Here is a 19,796-nt window from a genome sequence, read left to right on the forward strand (position 1 = left end):
GTGCGTTTGCTGCCCAAGTGGCCTATCGCGCGCTGTAAGGCGCCAGGCTCATTGTGCGGTGGGCGTACCCCTTGATGGGAGAAGAGATATGCAAATCTACGGCGCTACTCACGTTCACGGTCCGCAGTCCATCAATGCCCCGCACGCGGCTCGACTCGATTCCGCCCATCAGACCATGCGGTCTGGCGGCGCGACGGACGTAGTCGACATCTCCGAGGCCGGGCGACTGCTGGAAATGTCTGCTCAGCTGCCCGATATCCGTGCGGACCGCGTTCAACAGCTCCGCGCGCAAATCGCCGAGGGCAATTACGACACAGCCGAGAAGTTGGACATGGCTGTCGAGCGATTGCTGGACGAGATTGCCTAGTAGCCGAACTCCGGCTTTCACAATAAACGAAGATTGACCAGTGGCTGTCGGCCTGCGGCGCGTCGCAGGACGGCGGCCACCTTCGTTTGCTGAGAAGGGCAACTTGCGAATGCACCTTCGATTTCAAGGCCGGGCAAGGCGAAGTTTTTTGCGTCGCCTACGCCGGGAACCGCGGTGACCGCACGTCGGGCGTGCGGGGGCCCGGTTGTTTCGCCCGGCCCGTAGTCTAGAATTGGGTTACCCCGATTACCGCTGGGCTGCTGGGGGCCTGGCGGGCGTGCCAGTTGGCCTGCGGGGCGAGACTAAGTGCCCATGAGTTGCCGACGGAAGCCTTTTTCATGAGCCACGACTATTCCCTCGGATCCGTGGACGTCAGTTCGACGCCATTGGAGCGGTTCGAAGAGTTTCTGCAGAGCCGTGGCAAGCGGGTCACGCAGCAGCGGCGTATTATCGTCGAGCACGTGTTCAGCCATCACGAGCATTTCGACGCCGACAATTTGCTCGACGAGCTCCGCAAACATACTGGCGACCAGTCGGTCAGCCGGCCGACCGTCTACCGCACGCTCACCGAGTTGGTCGACGCTGGGCTGCTGCGGAAAATGGTCCTCAACGACCGCTCGGTCTACGAGCATGACTACGGCTATCCCCAGCACGATCATCTGCACTGCGAAAAGTGCGACAAGCTGATCGAGTTTTCCAGCGACGAAGTGAAGGAAATTCGCGAGGCCGTAGCGCGCAAGCACCAGTTTCGGGCCTTGGGTCACCGGCTGATTATCACTGGCCTGTGCGCCGAGTGCAGCCGCCCGAAACGACCAACCCGCCGGCTGGACTTGATCTAGTTCCGCGAGCGGTTCGGGTCGCGTCAGTCTCCGTACGCAGTGCGGATGGCATTGGTGCCAAAGTCATTGGTGTCGACTATATTGGCGCCGACCCTGTCCCTGCCCGGTCACACTTCGACGGTTCCTCGTGTGCGAATCGCGCTGGCATAGCGCGTGCGGATCGGCGCGACGACGGATTCCACAAACTCGTCGACCTGTTCGGGCGCCCGGCCGATGAATCGCGCCGGATCGAGGGCCGCTTCGAGATTCACCCCGGCGAACGCGGTATCCTTGCCTAGGCGTTCCAACAGGTCGTTGGGCCGGCCTTGTTGCTTCACCACCGCGGCCGCGGCCTGGCTGTGACGGCGAATCCGCTCGTGCAGGTCCTGGCGGTCTCCGCCGGCGCTGGTGGCCGCCATCAGGATGTTCTCGGTGGCCATGAAGGGGAGCTCTTCGGCCAGGTGCTTGGCGATCACCTGCGGATAGACTTCGAAGCCGGCGGAAACGTTTTCGTACAGGATCAAGATCGCATCCGTGGCCAACAACGCCTGCGGCAACGTCAGACGGCGATTGGCGCTGTCGTCCAGCGTCCGTTCCAGCCATTGCGTGGCAGCGGTTTCGGCGGCGCTTCCCTCCAGGCCGATCACGAACCTCGCCAGGCCGCAGATCCGTTCCGACCGCATGGGATTGCGCTTGTAGGCCATCGCCGACGAACCGATTTGATCCTGCTCGAACGGCTCTTCCAACTCTTTACGGCTTTGCAACAGGCGCCAATCGGTGGCCGCCTTCTGGGCGCTCTGTGCGATGCCCGACAGTGTGGCCAGCACGTGGGCGTCGACTTTGCGCGAATAGGTCTGCCCCGTGACAGGGTACGATGCGGCAAAGCCCATCTTCGCAGCCACGCGTCGTTCCAGTTCCTTGACCTTGTCATGGTTGCCGGCAAATAACTCCAGGAAACTGGCCTGGGTGCCGGTGGTTCCTTTTACGCCGCGCGCCTGCAACGTCGACAGACGATGCTCGACTTCGTGCAGATCAAGCACCAGGTCGTAGGCCCACAGGCAGGCGCGCTTGCCCATTGTGGTGGGCTGCGCCGGCTGAAAGTGTGTGAACCCCAGACACGCAAGGCTGCGATTCCGCACGGCGAACGTGGCCAGTCGATCGATGGCCGCCACGAGCCGCGATCGCAACAGCTCCAGCGATTCGCGCAGCAGGATCAGGTCGGTGTTGTCGGTCACATAGCAGCTTGTCGCGCCCAGATGGATGATTCCCCGCGCCTCGGGACAATCGTCGCCGTAGGCGTGTACGTGAGCCATTACGTCGTGGCGCAGCTTCCGTTCGTAACGGGCTGCGGCGTCGAAATCGATCGTGTCGATCTTTGCCCGCAGGGCCGCGATTTGCGCCGCAGTGATCGGCAGTCCCAACTCGGATTCGGCTTCGGCCAGGGCAACCCACAATTGACGCCAGGTGCGAAATTTCCGCTGCGGACTCCACAGCCGGGACATTTCTGCCGAGGCATAGCGAGCCACAAGAGGATTGTCGTACTGGTCGTGGGACATGTCAGATTTTCCAGCATAGAGGCTGTCGTAAACGCCCATTTTATCCCGCTAGCCGTAAGAATGTCAGGGGACCAGCAGAGGCCGATATGATGGTCCGCAGTATCCACCAGCGCGAATGCTGAAATTACATATTGGTGGCATCGTCGGCGGCGGTGGGGCCGATCAGGGCATCCAACGTGGCGGCCAGCACCTCGTCGTGCTCGTGCGTTTCCGAGTACACGCGGCAGATGCGATAGCTGAAGGGGATCTGCCGAAATAGCTCGCTGTCCGAGAGTGGCCGAATGGCGTCACGCGCTGGATCGAACAAAAAGTTTTGCCCCGCGGCTGGTCCACGCGTGCCCGGCCGGTTGACGTGCCGCGCCAAATCAACGCGCAGCGGGATGTCCCGCAAGGTTGCGGGAAGCGCATCGCGCAACGCACGCTCGAAGAAATCGGGCCGGCTGAAGATGCTCCCCTGTTCGCCGGCCGCGGGATCGAAGAATACCGTCCGCTCGGCGGCCATTCGCCAGCGTAGCCGCCGATTGAGTAAATCGCGCCAGCGTTCCCCCAACTGTCGCTGCTTTTCGTCGGTGCTGTCCGGCCAGCGGGTCACGTCGACCAGCAGCGACCATTCCGTAAGTTTTTGATATTCGGCGAGCCGCTCGGCGGGATCGCCAGGAAACAGGTAATCTCCGCCATCAGCAAACAGATCGGACAACGTCAGGTCTATGCCACGTACCGTGCGGTGAAAATAGAGCGATCGAAACAATTCGGCCCGCGCCGCCACAAAACGTACTAGCGCCGGCACGCCGCGGGCGTGAATCGTCAGCCCTGCCTCGCTGAAAAATGTGTAGTGCAATAGCCGATCGAGATCGAAAGCGCGCAGCGAATACCCAGACATGTAGGCATCGCGGAGCACAAAGTCCATGTTGTCGACGGTGTACAGGCCACAAAACAGACTTCGCAAGAATTGCAGCCAGCGCGGCGCCTGCGCGGCGGCATCCGTGGCCGCTGTGGGCCGAGTGATCAGGTAAGCCACCTGGACAGGGTCGAGTTGTTCGCCAACGGCCAGGCAGCTATGCGGATTGCGCCGCACGCCGCGGATCAGGTCTGCTAGCTCATTGCAAATTATCTGGCTGCCGATCGTCTCGTGCGTATGACCAAAGCGAGCCAGGAAATGGGCGTCGAAAAAGTGCCCAAACGGACCGTGCCCGACGTCGTGCAGCAAGCCCGCTAGGCGCAATAGACTTTCGACGTATCCTCGGCTGGGAACATCGGGACAGGATTCGGCCAGGCTATCGTACAAAGTGGCTGCCGCGCGGCTGGCCACGTGCATCACCCCGATTACATGCTGGAACCGCGTATGCTCCGCCGCCGGAAAAACCCACCAGGCGGTTTGCAGCTGATGGATTTGACGCAAACGTTGCAGCCATGGATGGTCGATCAGCTGTCGCTCGCAAGTCTCGCTAGCAGCGCCTCCCGACGTAAAGGGTATGTAGCCGTGCAGCGGATCGTGAGTGAGACCTTCGTGGGGATAATCGCGCATGGCGCGAATTATGCTGCCATCCCCAGCATGCGTCCATCGGTCGTTACCGCGCCGGGCTGAATTCTGTATGGATTAGTCAAGGAGAACAGACTTTTATTCCGAGGAAGCTACCTAAGGTGTCGATCCGTGGCAGCTCATCGGAATAGCGTCGCCAATCGGCGATCGAATCGCGTGCGGCTCGGGGTGCGAGCTGAATGAGTTTCCCATGTCGCCCAGACTGCGCAAGCTTCGCTCTGGTAGCGAAATTACCCAGGCGGTAAAATCCGGGGCTTTGACGATATTGCCGGCGGTCGCAAGGCCGCAACGGAACACTGAGGCGGAAACCAGCTAGGGAGGTGCCTGTGCTCATCAGGTCTGTTTTGTCGCTGTCGGCGGCTGTCTGTCTGGCAATCAGCCCAGTCGGTGTCGCTACGGCGGCGGTCCCGGCGGGCGATACGCTGTACCCAGACTCGGCCAAGGCCTTCTTCTCGGTTGCCCACGTACCTCAGCTCAAAGCACATTGGGAAACGACGCAACTGTTTCAGTTGATCGAAGATCCGGTCATGAAACCGTTCGCCGACGACTTGCGCCGACAGTTGGACGACAAGTGGCTGGCAAACCACGAGCGGATCGGCCTCTCGATCGATGACTTGCACAACATCGCTAGCGGCGAGTTCAGCGGCGCGATCGTCGGCACGTCGACCGGTAAGACGGGCATCGTGGTGCTGGTAGACGTCACGGGTAACGAGGACAAGGCCCAGGAGACGCTGGAAAAAGCGGATCGCAATCTTGCCAAAGAGCGGGCCAAGAAAAGCCACAAGACCATCGCCGGCACGCAGCTTACGATCTACGATCTGCCGGCCAAGGAAGATCGTCAGGAGGCCCGCCGCGTGGTGTACTTCCTGCGCGACGGCCTGTTGGCTGGGGCCGACAGCATCGAGGCTCTGGCCGATGTGCTGGCCCGCGTCGAAGGCAAGCAAGCCAATAGCCTGGTCACGCTGGCGGCCTATCAATCGGTTTCCAAGCGGCTCGCCGAAGCGGCCGGAGATTTGGCCCCCGACGTGCGCTGGTACATCGATCCATTGGGGGTGGCCGAAGTCCGTGCCCAAGGGAACGACAAGCGGCTCAAGAACCTGAAGATGCTCCGGAACCAAGGCTTCGCCGCGATCCAGGGGGTGGGTGGTTACATCAATCTAGGGTTGGGCGAGTACGAGATCCTGCACCGCACGGCCGTGTACGCTCCCAAGCCCTTCGAAAAAGCAATGGGCATGCTCTCCTTCCCGAATTCCAGCCCCACGGCTCCGCCCGCCTGGGTGCCACGTGACGTCGTGACGTTCACGAGCATGAATTGGGAGATCAAGACTGCCTTCGAGCGGTTCAGCACGCTCTTCGACGAACTATTCGGCGAAGGTTCGGAAGGAACCTTCAACGACACGATCGACAGCGTCCGCGACGATCCAAACGGCCCGGGCATCGACATCCGCAAGGACCTGATCGGGCACTTAGGAACGCGCGCGGTCGTAATTACGGACTACAAGCTGCCGATTACGCCCAGCAGCGAGCGATTTGCGTTTGCGGCCGAAACGACCAACGAGCCGGCCCTGGCCGCCGCGGTACAAAAGTCGCTGGAGACGGACAACAACGTCATCAAGCGTGTCTTCAAGGATTACATCATCTGGGAGATGAAGGCCGAGGACGACGCGGTCGCGGCCGTAGTCGTCGAGCGCCCGGACGAAGACATCACAGGGGACAAAGATGCTCTGGCCCTGAAGGACGCGACCGAGCCCAAGGCGGGTCAGGCCGGTGGCTTCCGCGCCAAAATGGCCGACGAAGACGACGAGCCGGTGCAATTGCCGAACGCGGCCGTCGCCGTGGCGCGCGGTCATTTGTTCATCTCGTCGCACGTCGACTTCCTGGAAAAGATTCTGGCCGGTGTTAGCGAAGAGGACCGGCTGGAGAACGAAGGGGACTTCCAGCGCGTCAATGACGAGTTGAAGAAGCTGGGCGCCAAACAGATTTGCATCCGCAACTTCACGCGTGCCGATGAACAACTGCGCATCACCTACGATCTGTTCAAGGCTGGCAAGTTGCCCGAGTCTGAGACCGTGCTCGCGCAAATCATTCGTTCGGCCCAGGAAGAGGAGTCCGACGGCACTTTCCGCAAACCGAAGTTCGACGGCAGCAAGCTGCCGGACTACCAAGTCGCGCGCCGCTACATCGGCATAGGTGGCACGTACATCAGCACCGAGGAGAACGGCTGGGTCGTGGTCGGATTCCTGTTCCGCAAAGAGAGCGCCGAGAAAAACCTGGCCTCGAGTCCAGATGCCTTGGAAAAGCTGAAATAGCGGATGGCACTCGCTGCGAGTCCTCACGGGTTGAACATATCGTTCAACGTGCGGAACGGCGGCGCTCCGTCGAGAGACGAAAACGTCCCAAGGTCGCGCATTTCGAACGCCGCGCGCAATAACGCTCCGTAGGCCGCCCGCGCCAGCGCGCTGCCGACACTGACGCGCTTGACTCCGATCAAGGAAAGCTCGTCCAGTGTGAGACGCATACCCGGCGATCCCACCAGCACGTTGACCGGTCGATCGACCGAGCTGACCACTGCGACAATGTCTTCGCGGCGGGCCAATCCAGGGGCATAGAGCACATCGGCGCCCGCCTCCTGGTAGGCTTGCAGTCGACGGATGGTATCCGCCAGGTCCGCACGCCCGTGCAGATAGTTCTCGGCGCGGGCCGTGAGTGTGAATCGAAACGGCAGCGCGCGAGCCGCCTCGACCGCGGCCTGCAGGCGTTCGGTGGCCAACCCCAGCTCGTAAATGGGATCATCGGATCGCCCGCTGGCATCTTCGATCGAGCCGCCGACCAGGCCCACCGCGGCGGCGCGGGTGATGGTGTCCGCCACGATGGCGGGTGCGTCACCGAAGCCGTTTTCCAAGTCCGCGCTGACCGGCAAGGGCGTAGCCGTCACGATACGGCCGGCATGTGCCAACACGCTTGCCAACCCCATCGAGCCGTCGCGCCGGCCTGCCGCGAACGCGAAGCCGGCGCTCGTAGTCGCCAACGCCTCGAAGCCGAGTTGCGCCAACAGGCGCGCCGAGCCGACATCCCAGGGGTTGGGTATAACGAAGGCGCGGTCGCGGCAGTGCAACGCGCAAAACAGATCTCCTTGGCGCGACTGGGTGGTCATCGGCATACCCCTCGATGAAGAAACCGCACTATGACGGCATGCAACGCGTGGCGCGGCACGTCGGAATTGCCTTGGGGGAACCCGTTGGCAATCCGTACCTGTTCATCCGTCAACTGTCCATTGGCATATTGTTTGGGACCTCTGTCAATGAGTAAAGTTGCTCATGGCTGCACTGGCCTCTATCCCCGTAGCGGCCCTCCCCCATGAGTTGCAGCCATAGCCGCCTGGCGTCCCTAACCGCACAGGCGGCTTTTTGTTGCGCTAAACTCGGCCGGCCCTGACGGATCGTCGTCTTGACGGACGAAGGGATCCCAGGCGTTGACACTGGGCACAAAAAAAGCCGCAGGCCCCAGAGGTGTCTGGGGCCTGCGGCAGAGATCTCGCACTCGTTTCCGCGAGCGAACGGGTTAGAACGTCGGCTGTCCGGCTTTGGCCTGGGCGGGCAACTCGGCGTTCCCCTTCTTGGCCGTCGGCTTGTCGTCCTTTTCCTTGGCTTTGAACTGCTCGAACAGCCGCTTCGCCATCTCGTCCTGCGGCGCGAGCGTCTGGGCCTTCTCTAGTTGTCTCATACCGTCTTGCGGGTACCCAAGGAACCCGTAATGGTAGCCGACCAGGAACCGCAAGGCGGGTGAGTCTGGACTCTCCTTGACCGCCTTCTCGAGCGCCCGCAGCTGGTTCGTGTACTCGCCCACCTTGGGGTACAGCTCGGTGTAGTTTTTCACGACCACACCCCACTGATCCTCAGGCAGCATCTGCATGCCTTGTTGCACGGCGCCGGCCGCTTCGTCGAATTTGCCGGTGGCAAACAGAGCCTGGGCCAGCATCATCACGAGCGTGCCGTTCGAAGGATCGTCGAGGATCGCATGGCGCCAATCGCGCACTGCGGATTCGAAGTTGGAGGATTTGAAGTCGGTTTCGCCGGCAGCTGCGAACTCGCCAATCTGTGCATCGGTAGGTTGTTGCGCAACCTGGCTCGCGTCGGCCAACTCGTCGGTCCCGTACGTACCGTACGCGTTGTAGGCATAGTAGGGATACCCATTGCCGTAGCCACCGTATCCGTAACCCCCGCCATATCCGCCGTAGCCGCCGTACAGTCCCCACATGCCTAGGAACGGATAGCCGAAGAACGGATAGCCGTAGCCATACCAGTAGGGCCAGGCGTTGCGGTTCCAATTGTTGTAGCCGTAGCCGAAACCCCACCACGGCCAGAAACCACCGAAAAAGAACGGCGAAAAGAAGCCGTTGCGATTGAAATTGTTCCCGTGGTGATTCCAATTTCCGTTGTGGTTCCAGTTGCCGTTATGGTGCATGCCGTTGTTGTGCATGCCATTGGCCAGGTTGCCGTTATGGGCAGCGTTACCAGTCAGTTGGGAGTTAGCGCCGCGGAAGCCCGCAGTGTGCGTCCCATGGTTGGCAAGGAACTGAGAATGATTGTGCGTACCGGTCGCCGAGTTGCCGTGGCTCAAGCCGGTCAGGTGACTCGCTTGTCCCAGCGTGCCGGCCGTATGGCCTTGTCCCGCGTGATGGCCCGCGCCATTGCTCATGATCGATTGGTTGATGTGCGACATCGAGTGGGCACTGGTCGCACTGTGGGAGCCGACGCCGCCGATGTTGCTACCACCGATGTGGCCGATCGAGCCCGGGCTGTGCGTGCCTGGCGACGAATAGCCGTGGCCCACCCCGCCCATGCCACCGCCGTAGAAGCCGCCGGAGTGACCCATGCCACCGCCGTAGCCACCGAAGCCCCCTCCGTAGCCGCCAAAGCCACCGTGACCACCACCGAATCCGCCGTGGCCACCGCCGAATCCGCCACCGCCGTGCCCACCACCGCCTCCACCATGTCCGCCGCCACCGCCTCCGCCACCGCCACCATGAGCGAATGCAAACTGCCCTATACCCAGGGATCCGGCGGCCAATAGCGCGGCCGCCCATCGCATGTGTCGAGATCGCATCGAAAGACCCTCCCTCTCCAGGGGTTAGTGCGCACCGCTCCTGTCCCTTAATTTGTACGCGTAAATTAGGCAAATGGCGAGAAAATTACGAATTTGTCACCACAGCCCGGGAGCTTTTCGGGAACCGTGCGTGGCACCCCGCAGCAGGGAACGAAGAACCCCTAGATGCGTGTCGCCCAGAGATTTCCTCAAGCATCGCCCCGACTCGTCCGCGGGCGGACAAGGCGTCTTGGGAACTAGCAAGATCTGGCGGTATTGGATCGCCGCGGCGACCCTTCGCGGCGCTGCTAATTCTTGCCGCCGCGTTGAGATCCGTCCCGGACGGGTGGACCGCCGGCATCAGCCACATTCACCCGGCCGCCCGGCGTTTGAATCTTGGCCCAGAACGGGTGCAGTCGGGCTACGCGCGTCCGCACATCTTCCAGCAGCACGCTCAGGCTGGGTTCGATGTCGGGCGCGGTTTTGATCGCGCGCGCATTCACGCTGAGCGTGATTTTGCGTTTGAAATCGACGACCTCCGGCGACAGCCAGATCGTCACGCGGTCGGCCGGCGTCTTGACGTGAATTCCATTGTTGGCGTTCACGCTGGCGGTTGTTTCGGCCGCGCGGCTCCCTGAGGGGAGGGGCCAATCTAGCGGATCGACGAGCATCTTCGGCGGCAGATCGGCGATCTCGACCCACCAGAAGAAGTTATCCCACGAGCGCATCGTATAACCTGAGAATGCCTTGCGGGCAAAGTCGCGTTTCAGTCGTCCCATCCAATCGAAGATGCGCAGAATCTCGTCGGAAAAGTGCTCGTGCCCGCGCCCCTGAAACTCGACCAGCGTAAAGTTCATGCCGCTCGTCGTCAGGCATTTGTCAAAGAACTCGGCGTTGCGTGCGATGCGGTCGCCGTCCATTTCTCCTTCGATCACGTACAACGGAACGATTCGCCCCTCGTTCCAATAATGCTTCACATAACGATCGGCCGAAGCCACGATCGGAATGATGCCGGCCCACATGTCGGGGTGCGCCAGTCCAATGTCCCAGGCCGCGTCGCCCCCCATCGAATGACCAGAGAGAAACACTCGATCCGTGTCGATGGCGAAATGCCGGCAGGCATCGCGTAGCGCGTGCAGCACGGCCATGTGCTCGTCGAGGGAATAGGTGTAGGCCGTTTGTTGCTCTTTGGCCCACACCGGCGCGATGACAATGTATCCGTAGCGTCCGGCCTGGCCCGCTCGACCGCCGCCGGGCGCGGGAGAGCCGGCCCACCAATCGACTTGTTGCTTGGCGGTTGAGCCGCTGCCATTGAGCGTGACAACCGTGGGATACAAACGGTGCGGGTCGTACTCCGGCGGCAGCTGCACGTAATAAGTGACCGGCTGACGATCTTCGACGCCATCGATCGAGATCTCGTAGAAGCCGGGAGCTTCGGTGTCGGCCTCGGGCGTTTCGCGCGTCGGCAGCATGTTGGCCACCAGATGAGTCACGTAGTCGACGGTCGAACCTTCCTCGGCGTCGAGGCTGCGCAGGATTTCGTCGCGCTTGGGCTTGATCGATTCTTCCAGGTAGTTGCGCACCTTTTCGCGGGTGCTGAACAACGAGGCCGCGACAGGCAATTTACGCAATGCCTGATTGCTGCCCATCAGCCAGCCGCTAATGGCCAGGGCCAGTTTCTCGTCCGACGGCGTGGCCTCGTCGTCGATCGATTGCTCGAACGCGGTCATGCGGTCGATCGTATTGAGATTCAACTCGGCCACGATTTCGTCGCGAGCCTGGCGAAGCTTTTCACGCAGTTTGGTGTCTTGGACCGCGGCCAGGTACTCGTCGATCTTGGCCATGATCTGCTTGCCGCGCGCGAACTCGGCCTGGTATCCCTCCAGGGTTTGTTTGACCTTTTGCAGGATTTCGCCAGCTACTCCTTCGTGCGGGAAGTTCGTCAGCCAGTGCATCGCGAACTGATGTTGTCCGGACGCGCGGCGCAGCTGGATCTCATTGAACATCCGCTGTGCCGAACGCTGCGCTAGTTCGCGCTCGGTGCGGGCAAACTGGTCGGCGTGTTCGGGGAAATCCTTGATGATCTGGGTCAGCTCCTGCTGCGCTTCTTGGTAGCGCTCCATCTGCAGATAGAGCCGCACAATCTTCAGCCGCTGATCGATGTTCTTGGGATTGATCTGCCGCTGGAGAATCTTGGCGAGCAATTCGGGCGGCAGCGTGGTCGTTGCCAGACGTTGATCCCAGACGTACGCCGTCGAGTCCGGCAAGTGCAGCCCTTGGACCCGGGTCCAGTTGGGCGTGATCTCGGTGATGCCTTGAAAGATCGTGACATTGCGTTTTTCGGTGGACATCTCGATCGTGCGCCGGCCCCACTCGTCAAAGGGGGATATGCGACGCATCGGCCCCACCGCCGTAATGCGCGAGCCGGCTTCGGCAACCGATTGATTTTTCAAGATGAAACGCTCCGGCGGTTCGGAAGTATTACCTTCCAAGAGGCCGTCGAGCGTCAGCATGTATTTGCAGAAATAAGTGCGCCGCAGCCCGTCGTCACACAACAGAATCAGCTTGGGCGCGGGCGCCCCGTCGTTCTTGGGCTTTTGCGGCTTGTTCGAGATCGTGAGCAGCTGCGCGATGTTGCCCTCGATGATGCGCCCGTCCTTGAGGGCCAGCCGGGCCGCCTGACTCGGCGCGACGAGAGAGGTCACCAGTCCCAGGGCGACGGCGGCCAGCTGCAGTCCGTGCCGCGACCTCATGGCTCGAATCATACGGTGGCTTTTCTGTTGCATTCGCCGACTGACCACAACGCGACAGGCGGCGTGACGTCGATATTCAGAAAGGGGATACTGCCCGCGTGGAACCTGCTGAACAGCGCTCGCGAACTGTCCCGCCGCGTTGCCACGCCGCGCTACCGGCATCTCCATTTTCCTCGGTTCGTGTCACTAGTCAACGAAGGGCGTGCAGGAACGCGCCTTGGGCCACGTTGACAGCAGGGGGTGCCCCTCGCAGAATGACCCCGTTCAGGCGGCTGATGTCCGATCAGAAGCCGCGCCGAAAACGCGCAAGAACCGGCCCAAATCCGCCGACTTTCCAGCGGCCAAGCCGGCCTAGTAGGGGAGCTTTCAAGTGCGACCAGGACTGCGGCAAATCCTTTTGTGGTTGCTGGCCAGCGCACTATTCCTGCCGATCGTGATCGTGCTGATTCTGACGGTTGGCCGGCTGTTGGGCGCCCTCGAGGATCCCGTCGGCGCGGCCGCATTCGATCGCATCGCCTTGGGATTGGGCGTGGTGTGGGTCCTGGCCATCATCGGCATGCCCCTGGTTTTGGCGGTGCAAACGCTCAGTGATGAGCCGGCGGCCGACGAAGAGCACGAGTGACGCGATCGCCAGCATGGGGCCAGGGCGAGGATCAAGTATCGCGCACCGTGGGCCGTCGATGGCGTGGCCGAGCGGCAGAATGACGGGCGCTCTGGGCAGCGGCCTGCGATATCTCTATTTGGCCTGGATGCGATACAGCGCCAGGTCGGTCCGTAAGAACAGGGCGTGGTCCGAAGTCGCCAGAGATGCCAGTGTGCGCCCTTCGACCTGGTTTTCCGACAGTTTTTTCACCTCAGTGCCGGCCTCCATGACCGTGGTCAGGCCTTCTTCGTTGGTGAAATAGATGCGTCCCTCGGCCGCCAGGGGCGAGGCCGAAAAGCCGCCCCCCAGTCGCGATTGCCAGTGTTGGTCGCCAGAGACGGCGTCCAGGCAAGTGGCCACTCCCACGTCACTGACGATGTACAACTCGTCGCCGATCAACAGCGGCGACGGATTGTGCGGCGCCCCGCGACGTAACGACCATGCCGCCCCGGTTTCTGTAATATCGCCATGTCCAGGGCGAATGGCGTACAGCACGGGCGAATCATAGCTGGAGCTGACGAAGACCAGCCCGTGACCAAATACCGGCCGCGGCACGACCGAGTACCCGTCGTAGCGGAAACGCCAGAGTTCCTCACCGGTTGTCGGAGCGTATCCGACAACCTGGTCGCCCCCGGGGCTGACAATCTGATCCACGCCATCGACTCGTATGGCCAGCGGCGTGCAATAGGCCATGCGCCCGCTGCGATCCGTGCGCCAGCGGATCTCGCCCGTCTTCTTGTCCAGGGCGACGACGAACTGCTTGTCGGTGCCGTCGCAGCTGACGATCAGCAAGTCATGCCAAATGACTGGCGAACCAGCCGGGCCGTGCCGGTGGTCGTAGACCATCTCCTGGTTGCGCCACAGGACCTCGCCGCGCGTCGTTAGGCAGGCCGTTCCGTGGCTGCCAAAGTGTACGTAAACACGATCATCTTCGATGATCGGCGTCGGCGACGCATGGCTGTTCTTGGTGTGAATGGGCCCGAGGTCGTCTTTTTTGAAGACTTCGACGTCGTAGACCACCTGGCCTGACTTTGCATCGAGACAGAGCGCTCGCAACGAAGCTGGATCGAGGATCGCGGTAGTGATCCAGATTTGTTCATTGCGAATAACCGGGGACGACCAGCCCAATCCTAAAATGGGCGTCTTCCAGACGATGTTTTCGGTTTCGCTCCAGCTGATTGGTAGAGCCGTCTCGGCAGAATGCCCCTGCCCATCGGGGCCGCGGAACTGGGGCCAGTCGGCAGCACGGGCTGGCAAGCATCCTGCCACGACGACCATGACAAGCGTCAGTACGCGACAGTTGATCGGCAACCGACAAAGGATCGCGTAGCCTGGTGATTTGAGCACGGTGGGACCTATGCCGGGGGGCAGGAGGGGCGAAGGCGGGCCGCAGCAAGCATACATTATGCTCGCCGATCGACCGCGACCCTGCAATACATAAGGCCCCGTGGGCGTCGACGAATCCCCCGCATCCCATGACGAAACAGTGGGGGCCAAATGCCGTTCGGCCCCCACCGCGTCCCTAACCGCTCGCTTTCGTAAGTCGTCAATTGCTGTTAGCCCTGTGACGCAGCACGGCGACGCGATCGCAGCAACATTCCCAAGGGAAATACGCCTGCCACCGCCAAGAGAAGTGCCGACGGCTCAGGCACAATGCTGACCTTGTCGAGATCGAACGTTACCTGTGTCCCAGCGCTCAAGGGACCACGCTCGGCCAGAATCTGCAAACTGGCCAGGCTGCCAAAAACGCTGTCGAATGGGGTCGGGCCCTCGGGCTGCAAGTCGGGACTGGTGGGCGAGATGTTGAACGTCACTTCCGTCCAGACATTGGGCTGAATGGTGGTCTCGGTTAGGGCGCTAAACGCCGGGAAATTGGCCGACGTCGTAAACCGCGTTCCGACGGTCAAAGCGGCCGATGAGTTTTGGCGAATCCAGAAGCTGTACTCGTTCACTCCTGCGGCGACCCAGTCTCCGACGAAGGCGTCGTTACTGGAATTGAAATTGCTTTGCCCACGGAAGATCACCACAGCGGTGGTCGAGGATGGCTCTGTAAACAGGGTGGAAGCGTATCCATCGCTGGCACCGTTTGGTCCGCCACTGCTTACGTAATTCAGGGCCGTGCTGGCACCGGACATCCATTGAGAGGTGTTGCTCGAGAAGTCCTCGGTGAAGGGGACCGTCACTGGCGCCGCGTAGGCCGAAGTGACGACGGACAGGCAACTACCACTTAGAACGAAGAAAAAAGTTGTCAGTCGAAGCATTGTGTGGAATCCTTTAAAGCAGATGGAAAATCGATTGCGCATGCCATGCACAGGGAATTCACCACGAGACGGCCAGCACCTTCGGCGGTCAAAACGTGGTAAGAACGAGCGCGCACCCGCTTAGCGACGCGCTGACAGAGAAACCAAGCGAACCAAGATGAACGGGGTTGGCGGGCTAGCAGAGATGGTCCGACCGATAGAATGGCGGACCACTAGCGTGGCGGGCTGAGATCGAAAGAGCGGTCTGTTTTAGCGGACTCCTTATTTTGTTGATATTGAGACTCAGTGTCGATATGCGAGATTGTAATGGCGGAATGTGCGCTGTCAACATCCTGCTGGCATAAATCTGCGCATTCTGCGTCGTCTTGGCAGCCGTCGTCCAGCCCAGCGTGTGACGCATTGTCGCATTGAGTGCCGACCAACTGGGGGCGGAGCAAGTAGCCCGGCCGATATGTGTCGGCGCGCGGGAGTGGCCAGAATCGGCAGCGGCAGCATCCGGCCTTGGTATGAGACGACAGGTGCGACTAGCGGCTGCTTATCGAACCAGGTCGAGCGTCGGAACGGCACGGGCGATCGCCTTGGCGTAGGCATCGGTAACCTTTGTGCCGTGCAATCGCAGGGAGTGGAGCTTTGGCAGATCGCCGAGCAGCGTCACGCCGGCATCTGTGACAGGTGTATTATCTAGATTCAACACCTCGAGCTGCCGCAGTCGGGCGATAGCCGATAGGGCGGTGTCGTCGATGTCGGTTTCGGCCAGCCCCAGAAATCCCAAGTTCACGAGCGAGACGAGCTGATTCGCACCTTCATTGCTGACTTGGGTGCCATCCAGGATCAGCATTTCCAGCCGTACGAACGTCGCCAATTGGGCCATTCCGTCGTCGCCGAATTCAGTATGCGACAGGTCGAGCCATGTCAGCGCGCGGAGGTTGGCGAGTTCCTCTACGGCGGCGTCAGTAATTTCTGTGCCGTTCAAGAACAAGTGCTTTAACCGCGGCAACACGCGCAGATGGACGAGCCCCGCATCCGTGACGCCCGTATCTCCGAGCCACAGCTTTTCGATCTGCGGTGTCTTGCGCAAGTGGGCCAGGCCTTCGTCCGTGATATCTGTTGCGTTGAGCTGCAGCGTCCGCAAGCGGACCAGCGTTTTGAATTCAGCCAGCCCGGCATCTGTTATTTTGGTTCCGTTGAGCTGCAATTCATCCAAGTGGCGGTGGACCTTGAGTGCTGGGAGTCCGTCATCGCCGACGGCTGTTTCAGAGAGGTTCAACGTGCGCAATTGCAGGAGGGATTTGAGCGATTCGAGCCCAGCGTCACTGATCTTGGTGCCGGCCAGTGACAATCCTTCGAGCGAACGAAGCGTGCGCAAATAGCGCAGGCCTTTGTCAGTGATGCGTGTGTTCCCCAGCTTTAGGCCCTGCAACTGGGTGAGCAGTCCAACTTTTGCCATGCCGGCATCGGTGACCGTGGTCCCTTCCAGGTCGAGCCACAGCAGGCCGGGCAGATTCTGCAGTTGTTCGAGGCCGTCGTCGCCGCCGTTCCAGCGTGCCATTCGTAACTGCCGCCCATCAGGCGTTTGAACCCATTCCACTTCGGCACCGAGGGCCGTGAGCGCCGCTTCGGCATGACGAGGATCCGCCGGAAGGGCGACCTTTGGCGCCGCAGCATTGGGGGGCGACCCTTTGGCGGCAGGTGCTTTCGACGGGCTGGCCGCGGCCGGCGTGATCGGGGGCGTGGCCGAAGCACGTGCGACGCGTCGAGGATCGCTGGCCTTGAGCGTCCGCGGTTTGGGTTCGCTCGGCTGAGCCGCAGGCACTGGCTCGGAATCCGCCGAAGAATCGGTTTCATCGCCTGCCGGCGCATGCGTGGCGCCTAGCGCAGCCAAGATCAGCGGCAATATCAAGTAGAACCGACCTGGCACGGTGAAGACCCCAACGACGGAATCCGGAACAGCGCGGCGAGCAGACCAATGGCGCGGCGGAGTCTAGGGGAAACAGAATGCTAGCGTCAATGCGGCTGTGGCGAGAGGGCAGCGGCGAAGCTAATTAATGTGGGCAATCTTCCAGGTTCGCGGTCACAAACTCCGTGCACAAATGGCCCAGACGCCGTCTGATTGCGAGGTTATCTCGCCCCGCAGCGACGTTGAGCGCGCGATTCGCTATGTTGAGCAGGCCCAGGCGCGCGCAAAGAACGCACCGTAGCACTGGTCGCTTGTCGTACCAATCGACGGCGGCAATCGCCAGCAACTGCAGGCAGAGAATTACATGGCTAACTATCAAGATCTTCCGCTACCGGTCGCTACGGCCGAGTTTCGGCTCAAAACGGCTGTTTGCCTGGCCTTCACCGAAGGGCCTGCGGTCGATGCCGACGAGAACGTTTATTTCTCGGACATCATCAACAATTGCATTATGAAGCTGGCAGCCGATGGCACGCTGTCGGTCTTCCGCGAGCCCAGCCATCGGACCAACGGCCAGACTTTCGATCAGCAGGGACGGCTTTATCATTGCGAAGGAGCCGAATTTGGGCCCGCTGGCGGCCGGCGCGTGACTCGGACCAATCTGGCGACGGGCGAATACGTCGTCCTCACCGATCGATTCGCCGGCGTGCGCTATAACTCGCCCAATGATATTTGCATCGATGGACGGGGGCGGGCCTATTTCACGGATCCTTGCTATGGCGACCGCTCGGCCATGGAAATGCCCGAAGAAGCGGTCTACCGCATCGATCTCGATGGCGGCGTACACAGAATCATCGAGCAGCCGGCCATCGATCGCCCGAATGGTATCGCCGTTACACAGGACAGCCGGTTGTTATATGTCATTGATAGTTGCCCTACGGTTGGCGGCAATCGCAAGGTGTGGGCCTTCGATCTCGACGAGGCAGGCACGCCGCACCATCAACGGTTGGTGTACGACTTTGCACCAGGACGTGGCGGCGACGGCATGCGCCTCGATCAGCAAGGGAATCTATACGTGGCGGCCGGCGTTTTGGCGTCACGCGGAAACTACGAAACCGCCGATGTGCCGCCTGGCATCTACATCATTTCGCCCGTGGGCACGTTGCTCGGCCGCATCCCGATCTACGAGGACGTATTGACGAATTTGGCATTCGGCGGGCCAGATGGGCGCACGGTGTACATCACCGCCGGCAAAACCTTGATCAAGTCGCGCGTCGACGTGCCGGGCCAGGTGGCCTATCCGCGCTGGTCAAAAAGTTGAAGTCATCGTGTACCGCCGGCGAACATTCAAGCCACTGGCCCACGTAGAAGACAGTTCCCGCGACGGCGAACACGGATCACGCGTGCCGTCAACTTGGCGCGCGAAAAAAGTCATGCAACCCATGTCGGCCCGCGCCGTGCGGACGCGCAGCCGGCGTCCAACAGCGGGGCAAGCGGGATGTCTCTTGGCCGGCGAAAAAGAGTCTGAAAAAAGCTGCGAGAGGTGCTTTGACAGCCTCTGGACGAATCTGTATACTCGCCGTTTCCCACTAAGGGGGTGGGAGTGAAGAGGGGGTCACGCGAAGGGTTGCTGGCCACAGGCCGGCTCCAGGGGTTTTCCGGCGGCAAATGAGCCGTTGGCGTGCCAGGGAGCCAGCCTCTGTCCAACCGACAGCGAGGCGTGGGACCTACGGGTTTTGCGTCTCGGCGATCTTTGACAATTTGGTTGTGGTAAAAGTGGCATCTGAAGAGTCAGCCCGCGTACCGAAAGGTGCTCAGGCTGGTTCTCACGGCACTTAGTAGACGGCAAGCAGAAGGGCTCGCTGTCGGATTGATCCGGTTTCGGATTCGTCCGGTGGCAAGTAATTCGGCTTAGCCGTGGATCGATATCGTTACGTGATCGTCGTCGTTCGTCTTAGCGCTTAAGCCGAACGGTAGCGGCGGTCACAGTAGCCCACTGATTCACTGCTTCTCCCTCTCGTTGTAATGAATCATTGCTGACGAAAGTCATCATTGGTTTGTTAGGAATGTCGAGGAGAGCATTGGGTCTATGTGGTCAAGCTACTAAGGGCACATGGGGGATGTCTTGGCGTCAGGAGGCTTTGAAGGGCGTGGAAGACTGCGAAAAGCTCGGGGAAACTGTCAAACGAGTGTTGATCCCGAGATTCCCGAACTGGCATACACTGAATTCATAGGTGTGTGCAGCCAACGCGGTGAACTGAAACATCTAAGTAACCGCAGGAAAAGAAAGAAAAATCGATTTCCTCAGTAGCGGCGAGCGAAGGGGAAATAGCCCAAACCGCGAAGGTTTTCCTTTGCGGGGTTGTAGGGCTTCTCACATGGGAGTTACAAAACTGTCTGTTAGCAGAACCATCTGGAAAGTTGGGCCATAGCGGGTGACAGCCCCGTATGCGACAACGGACAGTCTCCCGAGGAGTACCTGAGTAGGTCGGGTCACGTGGAACCCCGACTGAATCTACGGGGACCATCCCGTAAGGCTAAATACTACCTGACGACCGATAGTAAACTCAGTAAGGCGACTGAAAGATGGGAAGAACCCCTGCTAGGGGAGGATACTGAACCTGAAACCATGTGCCTACAAGCGGTCGGAGCACTATGCCCGTAAGGGAAATGTGTGACGGCGTGCCTTTTGCATAATGATCCGGCGAGTTACCGTCAGCGGCTCGGTTAAGATCTTAAGGATCGAAGCCAGAGGGAAACCGAGTCTGAATAGGGCGACAATTGGTCGCTGGTGGTAGACGCGAAACTGCACGATCTACCCATGAGCAGGTTGAACCGCGGGTTATACCGCGTGGAGGACCGAACCCACTTGGGTTGAA

The 19,796-nt window shown here is 60.7% G+C and carries 13 protein-coding genes and 1 rRNA gene; 6 read left to right on the forward strand and 8 right to left on the reverse strand.

The features are described from left to right. Window positions 1-88 precede the first annotated feature (88 nt). A complete protein-coding gene (locus tag VGG64_16550) occupies window positions 89-367 on the forward strand; it encodes a flagellar biosynthesis anti-sigma factor FlgM (protein ID HEY1601215.1) in 279 nt (92 codons plus the stop codon). A gap of 338 nt (window positions 368-705) precedes the next feature. After that, window positions 706-1,206 (forward strand): Fur family transcriptional regulator, encoded by a 501-nt coding sequence (locus VGG64_16555; GenBank protein HEY1601216.1) that lies wholly within the window; start codon window positions 706-708, stop codon window positions 1,204-1,206. A gap of 107 nt (window positions 1,207-1,313) precedes the next feature. On the opposite strand, the gene purB is transcribed toward VGG64_16555, so the two are convergent. Together purB and VGG64_16565 are read right to left on the reverse strand one after the other, a co-directional pair. Then, entirely contained in the window at window positions 1,314-2,741 is a 1,428-nt protein-coding gene (gene purB, locus VGG64_16560; GenBank protein ID HEY1601217.1) for an adenylosuccinate lyase, read from the reverse strand. Between the two features lie 124 nt (window positions 2,742-2,865). Further along, window positions 2,866-4,266, reverse strand: a complete 1,401-nt coding sequence (locus tag VGG64_16565) for an HD domain-containing protein (protein ID HEY1601218.1) — start codon at window positions 4,264-4,266, stop codon at window positions 2,866-2,868. A 341-nt stretch (window positions 4,267-4,607) separates the two neighbouring features. Here VGG64_16565 and VGG64_16570 point away from each other — a divergent pair, with 341 nt between their 5' ends. Next, on the forward strand, window positions 4,608-6,590 hold the full coding sequence (locus VGG64_16570; protein HEY1601219.1) for a hypothetical protein: 1,983 nt from the start codon (window positions 4,608-4,610) through the stop codon (window positions 6,588-6,590). Window positions 6,591-6,613: 23 nt separating this feature from the next. Here VGG64_16570 and VGG64_16575 read toward each other — a convergent pair whose 3' ends face one another. The 3 genes from VGG64_16575 to VGG64_16585 form a co-directional block, all read right to left on the reverse strand. Then, the gene (locus VGG64_16575) at window positions 6,614-7,435 is read right to left on the reverse strand and encodes an isocitrate lyase/phosphoenolpyruvate mutase family protein (protein HEY1601220.1); all 822 of its coding nucleotides are present in this window, start codon (window positions 7,433-7,435) and stop codon (window positions 6,614-6,616) included. Window positions 7,436-7,842: 407 nt separating this feature from the next. Beyond that, window positions 7,843-9,387, reverse strand: coding sequence for a tetratricopeptide repeat protein (locus VGG64_16580; protein ID HEY1601221.1), 1,545 nt, complete (start codon window positions 9,385-9,387; stop codon window positions 7,843-7,845). A 287-nt stretch (window positions 9,388-9,674) separates the two neighbouring features. Then, window positions 9,675-12,119 carry a peptidase gene (locus tag VGG64_16585; protein HEY1601222.1) on the reverse strand — a complete coding sequence of 815 codons (2,445 nt, stop codon included), beginning with the start codon at window positions 12,117-12,119 and terminating at the stop codon, window positions 9,675-9,677. A gap of 370 nt (window positions 12,120-12,489) precedes the next feature. On the opposite strand from VGG64_16585, the gene VGG64_16590 reads away from it, so the two are divergent. Continuing rightward, window positions 12,490-12,741 (forward strand): hypothetical protein, encoded by a 252-nt coding sequence (locus tag VGG64_16590; GenBank protein HEY1601223.1) that lies wholly within the window; start codon window positions 12,490-12,492, stop codon window positions 12,739-12,741. Between the two features lie 114 nt (window positions 12,742-12,855). On the opposite strand, the gene VGG64_16595 is transcribed toward VGG64_16590, so the two are convergent. The 3 genes from VGG64_16595 to VGG64_16605 all read right to left on the reverse strand — a co-directional run bounded on the left by VGG64_16595 (window position 12,856) and on the right by VGG64_16605 (window position 16,941). Next, window positions 12,856-14,109 carry a PQQ-binding-like beta-propeller repeat protein gene (locus VGG64_16595; protein HEY1601224.1) on the reverse strand — a complete coding sequence of 418 codons (1,254 nt, stop codon included), beginning with the start codon at window positions 14,107-14,109 and terminating at the stop codon, window positions 12,856-12,858. Between the two features lie 209 nt (window positions 14,110-14,318). Next, entirely contained in the window at window positions 14,319-15,023 is a 705-nt protein-coding gene (locus tag VGG64_16600; protein ID HEY1601225.1) for a hypothetical protein, read from the reverse strand. 535 nt (window positions 15,024-15,558) lie between these two features. Next, window positions 15,559-16,941, reverse strand: a complete 1,383-nt coding sequence (locus VGG64_16605; GenBank protein ID HEY1601226.1) for a hypothetical protein — start codon at window positions 16,939-16,941, stop codon at window positions 15,559-15,561. Window positions 16,942-17,284: 343 nt separating this feature from the next. Here VGG64_16605 and VGG64_16610 point away from each other — a divergent pair, with 343 nt between their 5' ends. Both VGG64_16610 and VGG64_16615 read left to right on the forward strand, forming a co-directional pair. Next, entirely contained in the window at window positions 17,285-18,238 is a 954-nt protein-coding gene (locus VGG64_16610; GenBank protein ID HEY1601227.1) for an SMP-30/gluconolactonase/LRE family protein, read from the forward strand. Window positions 18,239-19,010: 772 nt separating this feature from the next. Next, window positions 19,011-19,796: ribosomal RNA gene (locus VGG64_16615) — 23S ribosomal RNA — on the forward strand; the annotation flags it as partial.

This window comes from Pirellulales bacterium (assembly GCA_036490175.1).
Lineage (GTDB): Bacteria > Planctomycetota > Planctomycetia > Pirellulales > JACPPG01 > JACPPG01.